13 protein-coding genes and 1 tRNA gene are annotated in these 12,792 nt (G+C 72.2%); 4 read left to right on the top strand and 10 right to left on the bottom strand.

Translation table 11 applies throughout. The features are described 5' to 3' along the window. Positions 1-2: 2 nt before the first annotated feature. Positions 3-767 (bottom strand): SDR family oxidoreductase, encoded by a 765-nt coding sequence (locus tag ABH940_RS07690; RefSeq protein WP_370063905.1) that lies wholly within the window; start codon positions 765-767, stop codon positions 3-5. Between the two features lie 234 nt (positions 768-1,001). Between ABH940_RS07690 and ABH940_RS07695 the strand changes: the two genes are divergently transcribed. Next, complete coding sequence (locus tag ABH940_RS07695) at positions 1,002-1,706, top strand: L,D-transpeptidase (RefSeq protein WP_370104897.1); 705 nt, start codon at positions 1,002-1,004, stop codon at positions 1,704-1,706. 12 nt (positions 1,707-1,718) lie between these two features. Here the strand turns inward: ABH940_RS07695 and ABH940_RS07700 are convergent, their stop codons facing one another. From ABH940_RS07700 to ABH940_RS07710, 3 genes are all read right to left on the bottom strand, one after another. Continuing rightward, positions 1,719-2,930 (bottom strand): trans-acting enoyl reductase family protein, encoded by a 1,212-nt coding sequence (locus ABH940_RS07700; RefSeq protein ID WP_370104898.1) that lies wholly within the window; start codon positions 2,928-2,930, stop codon positions 1,719-1,721. 16 nt (positions 2,931-2,946) lie between these two features. Then, positions 2,947-3,657, bottom strand: a complete 711-nt coding sequence (locus tag ABH940_RS07705; protein WP_370063911.1) for a class I SAM-dependent methyltransferase — start codon at positions 3,655-3,657, stop codon at positions 2,947-2,949. A gap of 98 nt (positions 3,658-3,755) precedes the next feature. Continuing rightward, positions 3,756-4,337, bottom strand: a complete 582-nt coding sequence (locus ABH940_RS07710; protein WP_370104899.1) for a helix-turn-helix domain-containing protein — start codon at positions 4,335-4,337, stop codon at positions 3,756-3,758. Between the two features lie 92 nt (positions 4,338-4,429). Between ABH940_RS07710 and ABH940_RS07715 the strand changes: the two genes are divergently transcribed. Beyond that, complete coding sequence (locus ABH940_RS07715; protein WP_370104900.1) at positions 4,430-5,476, top strand: NAD(P)/FAD-dependent oxidoreductase; 1,047 nt, start codon at positions 4,430-4,432, stop codon at positions 5,474-5,476. A 26-nt stretch (positions 5,477-5,502) separates the two neighbouring features. Here the strand turns inward: ABH940_RS07715 and ABH940_RS07720 are convergent, their stop codons facing one another. Further along, on the bottom strand, positions 5,503-5,919 hold the full coding sequence (locus ABH940_RS07720; protein WP_370063917.1) for a nuclear transport factor 2 family protein: 417 nt from the start codon (positions 5,917-5,919) through the stop codon (positions 5,503-5,505). Positions 5,920-5,959: 40 nt separating this feature from the next. Continuing rightward, positions 5,960-6,883 carry a zinc-binding dehydrogenase gene (locus tag ABH940_RS07725; RefSeq protein ID WP_370104901.1) on the bottom strand — a complete coding sequence of 308 codons (924 nt, stop codon included), beginning with the start codon at positions 6,881-6,883 and terminating at the stop codon, positions 5,960-5,962. Positions 6,884-7,049: 166 nt separating this feature from the next. On the opposite strand from ABH940_RS07725, the gene ABH940_RS07730 reads away from it, so the two are divergent. After that, entirely contained in the window at positions 7,050-8,072 is a 1,023-nt protein-coding gene (locus tag ABH940_RS07730; RefSeq protein WP_370104902.1) for a LysR family transcriptional regulator, read from the top strand. 45 nt (positions 8,073-8,117) lie between these two features. Here the strand turns inward: ABH940_RS07730 and ABH940_RS07735 are convergent, their stop codons facing one another. The 3 genes from ABH940_RS07735 to ABH940_RS07745 all read right to left on the bottom strand — a co-directional run bounded on the left by ABH940_RS07735 (position 8,118) and on the right by ABH940_RS07745 (position 10,863). Further along, positions 8,118-8,324, bottom strand: coding sequence for an Rv0909 family putative TA system antitoxin (locus tag ABH940_RS07735; RefSeq protein ID WP_370063923.1), 207 nt, complete (start codon positions 8,322-8,324; stop codon positions 8,118-8,120). A 250-nt stretch (positions 8,325-8,574) separates the two neighbouring features. Then, on the bottom strand, positions 8,575-10,428 hold the full coding sequence (asnB, locus tag ABH940_RS07740; protein WP_370063925.1) for an asparagine synthase (glutamine-hydrolyzing): 1,854 nt from the start codon (positions 10,426-10,428) through the stop codon (positions 8,575-8,577). A gap of 352 nt (positions 10,429-10,780) precedes the next feature. Further along, positions 10,781-10,863 (bottom strand) — tRNA-Leu (locus ABH940_RS07745). 255 nt (positions 10,864-11,118) lie between these two features. On the opposite strand from ABH940_RS07745, the gene ABH940_RS07750 reads away from it, so the two are divergent. Then, positions 11,119-11,619, top strand: coding sequence for an ATP-binding protein (locus ABH940_RS07750; protein WP_370063927.1), 501 nt, complete (start codon positions 11,119-11,121; stop codon positions 11,617-11,619). Between the two features lie 16 nt (positions 11,620-11,635). On the opposite strand, the gene ABH940_RS07755 is transcribed toward ABH940_RS07750, so the two are convergent. Continuing rightward, positions 11,636-12,757 (bottom strand): MBL fold metallo-hydrolase, encoded by a 1,122-nt coding sequence (locus tag ABH940_RS07755; RefSeq protein ID WP_370063929.1) that lies wholly within the window; start codon positions 12,755-12,757, stop codon positions 11,636-11,638. Positions 12,758-12,792: the final 35 nt, after the last annotated feature.

Below are 12,792 nucleotides of genomic sequence, written 5' to 3' on the forward strand. Positions count from 1 at the left end.
GCTCAGCCCCGGCCGAGGTACGGCATGCCCGTGGCCATGATGGTCATGAACGGCACGTTGACGTCCAGTGGCAGTGAGGCCAGGTGGACCACGGTCGAGGCGACATGGGCCGCGTCCATCACCGGCTCGACGGCGATCCGGCCGTCGGCCTGGAGGATGCCGTGGGTCATCCGCTCGGTCATCTCGGTGGCGGCGTTGCCGATGTCGAGCTGGCCCACGGCGATCCGGTGCGCGCGGCCCTCCAGGCCGAGGGACTTGGTCAGGCCGGTCATGGCGTGCTTGGTCGCCGTGTAGGCGACGCTGTTGGGGCGCGGGACGTGGGCGGAGATCGAACCGTTGTTGATGATCCGTCCGCCCTCCGGCCGCTGCTCGCGCATCAGCGCGAAGGCGGCCTGGGCGACGAGGAACGAACCGGTGAGGTTGACGTCCACGACCGCGCGCCACTGCGCCGCCGGGATCTCCTCGGCGGGCGCTGCCGCCCCGAACGCGCCCGCGTTGTTGAAGAGCAGGTCGAGGCGGCCGTAGCGGGAGCGGATCTGGTCGAAGACCCGGGCCACCTCGGCCTCGTCGGTGACGTCCGCGGGGGCCACGAAGGCCTCGGCGATCTCGGCGGCCGTCTCCTTGAGCGCGTCCTCGCGACGGCCGGTCAGCACGACCGTCCAGCCCGCCCTGCCGAGCGCCCGCGCGGTGACTCTGCCGATGCCCGATCCGGCGCCGGTGACCAGCGCGATCCGGCTCGGCCTCAGCTCTTCTTCCTCCACGGACATGCGGCTCCTCCCGTCGCTCTCACCGTACCGCTCGGTTCCCGGTACACCGGCCGTGACGCTGTCCGCGCGTCAGCGTGGCAGCGAGGCGGAGGTCACCCTACGCTGTTCGGACATCGAACGGTGATGCCATGTCAGTCGGCGGACACCGCCGCCCGCATGCCCCTTCGGGCCCTCCCCTCGGACCATCGGAGTCGTGCCGCCATGCCTCGTCCTTCCGCGTTCGTCCGCATTGTCATGAGAGCTGCCACCAGAGTCGCCACCGCAGCTGTCACCTCCGCAGCCGTCGCGTGCGGGTCACTGCTCGCCGCCGCACCGGCGCAGGCGTCCCCCGCCGCACCCCACTTCCCGGTCCCGGTGCGGCTCGGAGGCGCCGATCAAGTGATCACCGTCCAGGCGCATGGCAGCTACGCGACCGTCACCGCCTGGCAGTGGACACGCGGCGGCTGGCGCGTCGTCGTGCGCAGCACGGCGGCGCGGATCGGCGCACGCGGGGTGGTGAACGGGACGACGCGCGTGCAGGGCAGCTACCAGACGCCGACCGGCACGTTCTCGATCACCCAGGGCTTCGGGAACGGCCCCAACCCAGGCACCCGGATGCCCTACCACCACGTCACCGCGCACGACTGGTGGGTCGAGGACCGGGCCTCGCGCTACTACAACCGGATGCGCACCGACACCCTCGGGGGCTTCCGGCTGACCGAGGCCGGGGTGGACGGCAGCGAGCACCTGGCCGAGTACCCGGTGCAGTACCACAACGTGCTGGTCATCAACTTCAACACGGACCCGGCCGTGCGCGGGCGCGGCGCGGGCATCTTCCTGCACGACCTCAGCACGAGCGGCGGCCCGACGGCGGGCTGTGTGGCCGTGCCGTCGGGCGTGCTGACCACGATCATGCGCTGGATCGCACCGGCCGATCATCCGGTCATCGCGATCGGTTGATCGCGTGCGTTCCTACCGCCCGGGCGCGCGTTCCGGTCGGCGGTCGAGGACGCGGAAGGTGATGCCTGCGGCGACCAACCGGTCGATCAGCGCGGTGCCGCAGGCGGCTGCCGTGGTGAGCTGGCCGGACGTCTTCGGGAGGTCGTCGAAGGCGAGGCAGAGGGCGGTCTCGGCGAGCATCTTCGCCGTCTCGCCGTAGCCGGGGTCGCCGCCCGCGACCTCGGTCCACACCTCCCGTCCGCCGCTGCGGCCGACGAATCTGACGGTGAACCAGCTCCGTGCCCGCCGGGCCGCGTCCGGTCCGGCCCCGGACGGGCGGAGCGAGGTCAGGGCGCGCAGCAGCGGCGGGACCTGCGCGGCGAGCGCCATGCCGACCACACCGACCAACCCGCCCGCCGCGACCGGCAGCCGCTTGACCGCCGCGTAGTGGCCGTAGCGGAAGTCGGTCCCGTACTCGGGCCGCGCGGCGGCGGAGCGGAGCACGATCTGCGGGTCGATGGACGGCATGGGGATCACCCAGGCGTGCGCGTCCTTGGACCAGCGCGGGCCGACCGCCGCGCCGCGCACGGTGCGGCCGGTCGGCCGTCCCTCCGCCACCCGGCGGGCGCGGGCCGCCTGGAGTGTCTGCCGGCCGCGCGCGAAGGCCGTCAGCGCGGAGGCCAGCGTCCCGCCGGAGAAGGTGCCGGAGACCCGGACGAACCCCTCGACGGCGACCTGGTCACCCGCGCTGTCCGCCGCGTCGCCGCCTGCGTCCCTGAGCGCGCTGACGGTGAAGAGCGCGCCCAGGTCGTGCGGCACCGAGTCGAAGCCGCAGGCGTGCAGCAGTCGGGCGCCGGTGGCCACCGCGCGGTCGTGGTAGCGGGTGTACATCAGGTCGACGAACTCGGGCTCGCCGGTGAGGTCCACGTAGTCCGTGCCCGCCTCGGCGCAGGCGGCGACCAGCGGTTCGCCGTACTGCTGGTAGGGGCCGACGGTGGTGATCAGCACGCGGGTCGAGCGCGCGACGGCGGCGAGCGAGTCGGGGTCCGCGCTGTCGGCGACCAGGACCGGCAGGTCGGGCAGGTCCAACCGCTCGCGCAGGTGCTCCAGCTTCTCCCGGTTGCGGCCCGCCACCGCCCAGCGGCAGCCCTCGGGTGCGTGCCGGGCCAGGTACTCGGCGGTCAGGCCGCCGGTGAACCCGGTGGCACCGAACAGAATGACGTCATACGTGCGTTCCGCCTCCATGCCGCGCACTCTAGCGCTACTCCGCAGTAGCAAGCATCGGCTTGTCAGCAAGAAGCGACTTGTAGGCAAGAAGGCAGACCGATGTGCGCGTCGGGTCCTGCCCCTGGACCAGTCGGGCGTCGACGGTGAAGCCCGCCTTGCCGAGCTGCGCCGCGACGTCCTCGGCCCGGTGGCGGTGGAGGACCAGGTCCACGTCGTGGCCGTAGGGGCAGTCGAGCTGCTTGCGCCCGCCGGTCCCACCGTGGAAGCCGAGCAGCAGCTGTCCGCCCGGGACCAGGACCCGGTGGAACTCCGCGAAGGCGGCGGGGAGTTGATCCGGCGCCGTGTGCACGAGCGACCACCAGGAGACGAGTCCGCCGAGGCTCGCGTCCGCCAGGTCCAGCCGGGCCATCTCGCCGACCTCGAACCGCAGTTGCGGGTGGCGCTGTTCCGGATGGCGCTGTTCGGCGATCCGCACCATCTCCGGGGACAGGTCGACGCCGAGCATAGGGAGTCCGAGCGCGTGCAGATGCGCCGTCACATGACCGGGGCCGCACCCGACATCGGCTACGGGCAGCGCCAACTCGCCCTCACGGGCCACGCGTTCGGCGAAGGCGGCGAGCATCGCCCGGCCGACGACGTCCTGCTCGAAACGCTCGGGCACAACGGCGGCGTAGGTCTCGGCCACCGTGTCGTACGCGCCGCGCGTGCGCTCCACCCGGTCCGCTTCGCTCACGACATCGCTCACGCCGCAGGACCCTAACAGCGCGGGGGCGGATTCCGGGGCGCTAGGCTCTCGTCACGTACGTGTACGCGCGGAAGCCTGGCTGCGACCGGCGGGCCGAACTAAGCCTTCGGGCGGGCGCGGACGTGGGCGCGTTCGCCCTGCTTGCCGAAGAGGCTGAGGAACTCGACCGGCTCGGCGTCGGCCCGGCCGAACCAGTGCGGCAGGCGGGTGTCGAACTCGGCCGCCTCGCCGGGCGTCAGGACGAGATCGTGCTCGCCCAGGACCAGGCGCAGGCGCCCGTTGAGGACGAAGAGCCACTCGTAGCCCTCGTGCGTCTGCGGTTCCGGCTCGTCGCGGCGGCTGGCAGCGGGGATCACCATCTTGTACGCCTGGATGCCGCCGGCCCGACGGGTCAGCGGCAGCACGGTCATCCCGTGGTGGGTGATGGGGCGCAGATGGACGCGCGGATCGCCGGTCGGCGGCGCGTCGACGAGCTCGTCCAGGGTGACACCGTGCGCGCGGGCCAGCGGCAGCAGCAGCTCCAGCGTGGGCTTCCGACTGCCGGACTCGAGCCGGGAGAGCGTGCTGACGGAGATGCCTGTGCTCTCGGAGAGCTCGGCGAGCGTGGCCTGCCGCTGCTGCCGCAGGGCACGCAGCCGGCGTCCGACTCCGTCGAGTGCGCGGTCCAGATCCTCGTCCATGGATCCAGCCTGCCTCGCTCTTGCCGGATCGGCAACGTGGCTTGCCGTCCGGTCCGGGCCGGTCGCACCGTGGGCCGCAGGAGGTGGTCACCATGACCCGCAGTACCGATCTGGAGACGTACGACACCCTGGAGAACATCCGCGACGCCTACGACGTGGTGGTGGTCGGCGGTGGCGCGGCCGGGCTGAGCGGTGCACTGATGCTGGCCCGCTCGCGCCGCACGGTCCTGGTCGTCGACGCGGGCGAACCGCGCAACGCTCCGGCCGAGGGCGCGCACGCACTGCTCGGCCTCGACGGGATCCGTCCCACGGATCTGCTGGCACGGGGCCGCGCGGAGGTGCGCGGCTACGGCGGACACGTCGTCCCCTGCGCGGTGACGGCAGTGACGGCAGTGACGGCGGGCACGGCGGTGACGCAGAGCACCGAAGGCTTCCGCATCGCGCTGGCCGACGGCCGCAGCGTCGGGGCGCGGCGGGTGCTGGCGGCGACGGGGCTCGTCGACCAGCTGCCCGACATACCGGGCCTGCGCGGGCGGTGGGGCAAGGACGTGGTCCACTGCCCGTACTGCCACGGCTGGGAGGTCCGCGACCAGGCGATCGGCGTGCTGGCGACGGGGCCGTTCTCGGTCCACCAGGCGTTGCTGTTCCGGCAGTTGAGCGACGACGTGGTCTTCTTCGCCCACAGCCGCCCCGCGCCGACCGGAGAGGAGGCCGGGCAACTGGCCGCGCGCGGGATCCGGGTCGTGACGGGCGCGGTGGCAGCGGTCGAGACCGGGACCCTGGGGTCCGGCGCCGAGCGGGACCGGCTGACGGGCGTCCGGCTGGCCGACGGGACGGTCGTCCCGCGCGAGGCCCTGGCGGTGGCGACCCGGATGGTGGCCCGCGCCGACTTCCTGGCCCCGCTCGGCCTGCGGCCGGTGGTACACCCGTCGGGCGTCGCCGAGCACATCCCGGCCGACCCGACCGGTCAGACCTCGATCCCCGGTATCTGGGTCGCGGGCAACATCACCGACCCCACCGCCCAGGTCAGCCACTCCGTCGCGGCGGGCGCGACGGCCGGTGCGCGCATCAACGCCGACCTGGTCGCCGCCGAGGCCCGCGCGGCCGTCGCCGCACGGGCTTCGTCGGCAGCATCCTGACGTACCGTCAGAATGCACACCCAGGCTCACTCGGCGAAGAGCGTCTGCGCGACATGGAGGGTGTCGGCGTACTCGCGGACCGAGGTGATCAGGCCGTCCCGGACCGTGAAGACGCCGACGCAGCGGTTGTCGTAGCGGTGGCCGTGGGCGGTGGTGCCGGTCGAGGTCCATTCGGCGACGACCTGGTCACCGTCGGCGATGAGATTGGTGAGGACGACCTCGGGGGTTCCGTCGGGGGCGAAGAGGGCGCCGGCGCCGACGAGGAAGTCGTTGACGATGGCGTCGCGGCCCTGCCAGACGCGGCTGAGCGGGAGGGTGGTGCCCGGGTAGGTCCAGGTGGCGTCCTCGGCGAAGCTGGCGACGATGGTGTCCAGGTCGCCCTTGGCGACGGCCTCGACGTAGGCGGCGACGACGGCGCGGGGATCGGTGGTGGCGACGGTCATGGCAGAAGCTCCTCAGATGCGGGTCAGGCAGGAATTCGGTTCAGGCGACGGTCAGTACGGCGTTGCCGCGGATGCGGCGTTCGCTGAGGTCGGTCAGGACGTCTGCGGTGCGGGTCCAGTCGGCGACCAGGCCGATCTCGGGGTGCAGCCGGTCCTCGGCGACCAGGCGGACCAGGGTGGCCAGGTCGTCGCCGTAGGCCTCGCCGGGGGCGGCTGCGGCGTAGCTGAAGTGACGGATCGTCACTCCTGCTGCGCCGCGCAGCAGGTCGAAGAAGTTCAACGTCACGGGCTCGCGGCTGGCCTGGCCGAACCAGATCAGCGTCCCGCCCGGGACCAGGCGGTCGAGGGCGGCCGGGAGGTTGCTGCCGCCGGTCGACTCCAGCACCAGGTCGAACGGTCCGGTCACCGCCTCAACTGTGGGCACCACGGTCGCGCCGAACTCGCCCAGCCGGGCCCCGCGTTCGGGCGAGGAGCTGACGGCGGTCACCACCGCGCCTGAGGCGACCGCGAGTTCGACGAAGTAGTGGCCGACGCCGCCGGACGCGCCGGTCAGCAGCACCCGCTTGCCCAGGACCCCACCCGTGGCGCGCAGCAGGCGCAGGGCGGTGAGCCCGGCCAGCGGGAGCGCTGCGGCCTGACGGGTCGTCACCCGCTCCGGCAGGCTGGCCACCGACGCGGTCGGCACGGCCACGTACTCGGCCCAGCCGGAGGCCGGCGGGTGGGCGACGACGCGCTCGCCGACGGCGGGGCCGCTGCCGTCCGCCGCAGACTGGACGACGAGTCCGGCGACGTCCTTGCCGGGCCGCCAGCCGGGCGGCGGGCTCTCCAGCAGGAAGGTCTCGCCGCGGTTGACGGAGTAGGCGTCGACCTTCAGCAGCAGTTCGTCGGCCTTGGGCTCGGGCTGCGGCAGTTCGGCGAGTTCGACGGTGCGGTCCGCTCGTCCCGTCGCGATGAAGCCCTTCATGGTGCGTCCCCTTCTCCTGAGTTGCTTTCGCCTGGGTTGCCGCCGGGATCTCCCGGGTTCTCCCGCGTTCTCCCGACGGGAACCAGCAAACCTCGCCGGCGGCTACCGCTCCAACAACCGGAACGCGGGCACGACAACCGATGTTTGTGGGCGAGAATGACGGACCATGACCGCAGTCGATCTTGACCTGGCCCAGGTGCGCGCCTTCGTCGCCGTCGCCGAGCAGTTGAGCTTCAGCCGCGCCGCGGAGTCGCTCGCGCTGACGCAGCAGGGGCTGTCCAAGCGGATCGCCCGACTGGAGGAGGCGCTGGGCGCCCGCCTCTTCGACCGCGAACGGACGGGTGTCCGGCTGACCGGGGACGGGGAGCGCCTCCTGGAACCCGCGCGGACGGCGCTGGCGGCCGGGGACGCGGCGGTCGACGCCGTGCGGGGCGGCCTGCGGCCGATCCGGTTGGACGTGTGGGGGCACCTCTTCGAGCCGCTGCGCACGGTCCGCGAGGCGCTGGCGGGAGAGGGGGCCCCGCAGGTGGAGGTGGGCCCGGGGCGCGATCTGCCGGGCGTGGCCGCCGCGTTGACGCGCGGGGAGACGGGCGTGGGGTTCGGGCGCTTCCACCCACTGGACGACGGCGCGGAGCGCGTGCTGGCGCACCGGCTGGTGCGGCTGGAGCCGGTGGACGTGGTGCTCGCCGCCGACCACCCGCTGGCCCGCTGCGCGGAGCTACGGCCGTCGCAGCTCGCGGAGTTGACGCTGGTGCCACCCGCGGCGGCCGGTCGACTGGACTTCCTGGGGCGGTTCGCGGAGCGGTTCGGAGTCCCGCTGCTGGCGGGTGAGGCCAACCTGGGCCTCGACCACCTGCTGGCGCGGGTCCGCGCGACGCCGAACGGCTGCACACTGCTGCCGTCGGAACTGCCGCTGGACCTGGGCAGCCCAACTCCCGGCGGTCCCGCAGGACTCACGGTTCCCGCGGGTCCGGCGGGTCTCGTCACGGTGCCGCTGGTCGACCCGACGCCGCTCTACGCCTGGTCGTTGGTGTGGCACCGGGACCGTCCGGTCCCGGGCCTCCCCCGTCTGCTCCGTGCGTTCGCGGACGCCGGTCGCAGTCGTCGCTGGCTGGAGTACCAGCCCGGCCGGGACTGGCTGCCCGAGTCCGACCGCGACGCAGCGTTGACCGGAAGTCAGGAGCCGTGACCCGGCGCGTGGGTCACTGCGGTGCTGTGCTCGACAGCACCGGACTTACTGGTTCTGCTGGCCCTGCTGGTCCTGGCCGCCGCCGTAGGTCTGCTCGAGCTGGTCGAAGCCCTGGTTGATCTCGCTGTCGAAGTGGTTGCCGGTCTCCTGGTCGGCGAAGTTCTCGGCCTGCTGGACACCCTCGTCGACCAGCGACGGGTCCTGCTTGGCGAAGTCCTCGGCGTCGCGCGCGATGTCACCGAAAGCGCTCATGGGTGGACCGCCCTTCTGTGTGTCGGCCCTGCCGCGGATTGCGGAGGTCCGGTTGGTGGAGGGACTGACTCCGGTTGAGCGTAGTCGTCACCCTGCCGACGCGACGGCCAACCGCGCGTTCACACCTGAGTGTTTACCGAGCCTTTCCCAGGGTCTTTCCCAGTGCCCGACCCTCTTTCCAACTGCTCGACAGAGACGGCCTCCCGGTCCAGGACCGGGAGGCCGTCAGCTGCGTTTGGTCACCGCGCCGTCAGACCTCAAGGGTGACGTCGTAGTTGCGCAGCCAGGTGTCCATGGCCAGCACGACCTCGGCGGAGTTGCGCAGGTCCGGGCCCGGGGCGGTGGCGACGGCGTCGCTGACCGCGCCGAGGTCGAGCAGGTCGCGGACCGGCGCGTTGCGGTCGGCGAGCACGTCCCGCAGGTCGTCGCGGAGCACCTCGGCGTACGAGGGGTCCTGGGTGGACGGGTAGGGGCTCTTGACGCGTTCGGCGACCACGTCCGGCAGGACGTCGCGGGTCGCGGCACGGAGCAGGGACTTCTCCCGGCCGTCGAAGGTCTTCATCGCCCAGGGGGCGTTGAAGACGTACTCGACCAGTCGGTGGTCGCAGAACGGGACGCGGACCTCGAGGCCGGTGGCCATGGAGGCGCGATCCTTGCGGTCGAGCAGGAACTGGACGAAGCGGGTGAGGTGCAGGTAGCTGATCTCCCGCATCCGGCGCTCCAGGCCGGTCTCCCCCGCCAGCCGCGGCACCTCGGCGAGGGCCTCCTGGTAACGGGCCTGCTGGTAACCGGGGATGTCGACCTTGCCGAGCAGCCCGGGGGCGAGCAGCGCGTCACGGCTGAGCCGGGTCGGCTGGGCGGCGAAGCCCCGCTGGATGGCCCAGAGCCAGGGGAACGTGTCGGCAGCGACGGCCTCGGGGTCGTGGAACCACGCGTAGCCGCCGAAGATCTCGTCCGCCGACTCGCCGGACAGCGCCACCGTCGTCTGCTCGCGGATGGCCTTGAAGAGCAGGTAGAGCGAGGTGTCGCCCTCCCCCATCCCGATCGGCAGGTCGCGGGCGAGCAGGACCGCGTCGCGGTGGTCCCGGTGCGTCAGGGTGGCGGTGTCGAGGACGATGTCGCGGTGGTCGGCGGCCACGTGCTCGGCAAGGGCGTGGGCGTAGGGGCCGTCGGGCGTGGCGCGCATCGCGTCGGGGCGGAAGTTCTCCGTCTGGCCGACGAAGTCGACCGCGAAGGACCGGATCGGCCCGTTCCCGTTCTCCCGCAGCGCCTTGGCGGCGAGAGCGGTGATGGCGGAGGAGTCGAGACCGCCGGAGAGCAGCGTGCACAGCGGCACGTCCGCGATCAACTGCCGTGCCACGATGTCGTCGAGGAGCTCGCGCACGTGGTGGACGGTGGTGTCGACGTCGTCGGCGTGCTCCTGCGCCGTCAGCGCCCAGTACCGACGCTCGGTCAGGCCGCCGCGACGCACCCGCAGGGTGTGGCCGGGGCGCAGTTCGCGCATGCCGCGGTAGACGGCGTGGCCGGGGGTCTTCACGACGGTGAGCAGCTCGGCCAGGCCCTCGGCGTCGACGACGGCACGGGCGAGCGGGTGGGCGAGGATGGCCTTGGGCTCGGACCCGAAGAGGACGCCGTCCGGAGTCGGGTAGTAGTACAGCGGCTTGATGCCCATCCGGTCGCGGACCAGCAGCAGCTCCTCGCTGCGCGGGTCCCACAGCGCGAAGGCGTACATGCCGTTCAGGCGCTCGGTGAAGCTCTCGCCCCACTCCAGGTAGGCGTGCAGCGCCACCTCGGTGTCGCTGACGGTGGTGAAGGCGTGGCCGCGGGCGGCGAGCTCGGCGCGCAGCTCACGGTAGTTGTAGATCTCGCCGCTGTAGGTGGTGGCGAGCAGGGTGCGACCGTCGTGGGTGACGGTCATCGGCTGGGCGCCGCCTTCGAGGTCGATGACGGCCAGGCGGCGGTGCCCGAGGGCCGCGTGGGTGTCCAGCCACACGCCGCCGGCGTCGGGGCCGCGGTCGTTCATGGTGGCGTTCATGGCGGCGAGGGTGGCGTGTTCGTTCGTCAGGTCCCGGTCGTAGGAGACCCATCCCGTGATCCCGCACATATGGCTCGGTTGCCCTTCTGCAAGGGTCGACGTTCCACCCCGGATGGGCGGGGCGTCGGCAGTCCGCCGGTGGGAGCGGACATGATCACGCTAGGTCGATTGGGTGTAGTTCGCAATTATTAGCCTCCGTCAGGGTCATGTTCCAGACAAACCGTGGCGTGGGGCTTGAGCTCGGCAGACGCAGTGGAACCCGCAACGGGTCTCGCCGGACACCGACCCCGGCGGGGCATCGGTCCGTGCACGGATCTGACGCGATCCAGACGGTCGGCACGCCGGGCGATCGCGGGCACCGACAAGCCGTCAGAAAACAGCAAAGGACCCTCCCGGTCGAAACCGGTAGGGTCCTTCTGTGTGCGCGAGGGGGGACTTGAACCCCCACGCCCCGAAGGGCACTAGCACCTCAAGCTAGCGCGTCTGCCATTCCGCCACCCGCGCAGGTGACCACCGCGGTGACCCGCGCTGACGTGGTCAACAATACCAAGAAAACAGAGTGCTCCTGACCGCCCTCCCGGCCGGTCGGAAGCGGTCGGTTCCGCAAGCAGGATGTCACTCGCCGTGCAAATAGGGTCACTTTGCGCGCTCATGCCGCCCGCACCCGGGTGCACGGCTGTGATGGGACGACCTTGTCCGGTCACCGGCAGCCACGCGCGCGAGCAGCGCGCCACCGACCCGAGGATGGCGGAACGAACGATGCATGTCCGCGGAGACCAGCCCTGCGAGCCACCGGGCACCCAGCGTGGATGTGGAGCACCTCCCGGCGTGGAGGGCGTGTGGCGCTTCGCCGCGCCCGCGGTGGACGTGTCGGTGTCGCAGGCGCGGCACGCGGTCCGGGACCTGCTCCTCGCCCAGGGGTTCGCCGGGCCCGGGTACGCGGAGCTGCTGGACGGGATCCTGCTGATCGTGTCGGAGCTGGTGACCAACTCGGTCCGGCATGCCGCGCTGCTCTCACCACAGCTGGTCGTGGAGATCGTGCTCTCCGCCGGGTGGGTGCGGCTGTCGGTGGAGGACAGCCACCCCTACCGGCCGAAGGCACTCTCGGAGGACTTCAACCGCCTCGGCGGGCGCGGACTGCTGCTCGTCAAGGCGATCACGGCGGAGGCGGGCGGCGCGTGCGACGTGGACCGGACCCTGACCGGAGGCAAGATCGTCTGGGTGCAGCTGCCGATCCCCCGCCCGCGCATGGGCACCTGACCGCCGGACTCCACCATCACACCACCGCACGCCACCAGTGGTCCAGCTTCGGCGGTGCGTCCGCGAGGACCCGCTCCCCCGGACGCGGGACCGCCACCGGCACGCCCGCCGCGTCCGCCGCGTCGCAGAGCCGCTCGACCGGCTCCGACCAGTCGTGCAAGCCGAGCACGAAGGTGCACCAGTGCACCGGGACCAGCAGGCCGCCCCGCACGTCGAGATGGGTGCGCAGGCCCTCCTCCGGCGTCATGTGGATGTCGGGCCAGTGCTCGCTGTAGGCGCCGATCTGAATCAGCGTCAGATCGAAGGGCCCGTACTGCTCGCCGGTGCGGGCGAAGCCGTCGAAGAAGCCGGAGTCACCGCTGTAGAAGACCTTCTTCTCCCGGCCCAGCACCGCCCAGGAGCTCCACAACGTGCCGTTGTTCGAGAAGCCGCGCCCGGAGAAGTGGTACGCCGAGGTGCAGACCAGGCGCAGGCCGCCCACCTCCGCCGACTCGTCCCAGTCCAGCTCGATCACGCGCGAGCGCGGCACTCCCCAGCGCTCCAGGTGCGCGCCGACGCCGAGCGGGACGACGAACGGCATGTTCTGGATCCGGGCCAGCTGCTGGACGGTGTGCAGGTCGAGATGGTCGTAGTGGTCGTGCGAGATCAGCACCGCGTCGATCTCGGGCAGCGCCTCCAGCTCGACCGGCGGGTTGTGCAGCCGGCGCGGGCCGACCGACTGGGAGGGCGAACAGCGCTCGCTCCAGACCGGGTCGATCAGCACCCGGTGGCCCTCGATCTCCAGCAGGGCGCTGGAGTGGCCGAACCAGGTCACCGCCAGCGACTCCGAGGCCTGGGGCGCGATGTCGCGGACCAGTGGGATCGGTCGGGACGGCTTGCGCTGCTGCTTGCCGAAGAGCAGCTCCCCGGCGACGCCGCGCGCCTCGGGACGCTCCAGGTCACCGGAGCGGTCGGGGCCGGGCGGATTGTGGAAGACCCCGTCCCGGTACTGCGGGGACGCCGCCAGGCGGGCGGCCCGGCCACCGGCCTTCGGGTCGCCGCCGAACGCCAGCGGGATCTCCCGTGCCGCCCACGCCACGGCCGCCGCACCGGCGGCACCGACCCCGGCCGCGATCTTCCCTGCCCGGTTGAGTCCCATGCCTGGCCCTTTCCTTCGTGCACCGTTCCGTGTGC

This window comes from Streptacidiphilus sp. BW17 (assembly GCF_041262485.1).
GTDB lineage: Bacteria > Actinomycetota > Actinomycetes > Streptomycetales > Streptomycetaceae > Streptacidiphilus.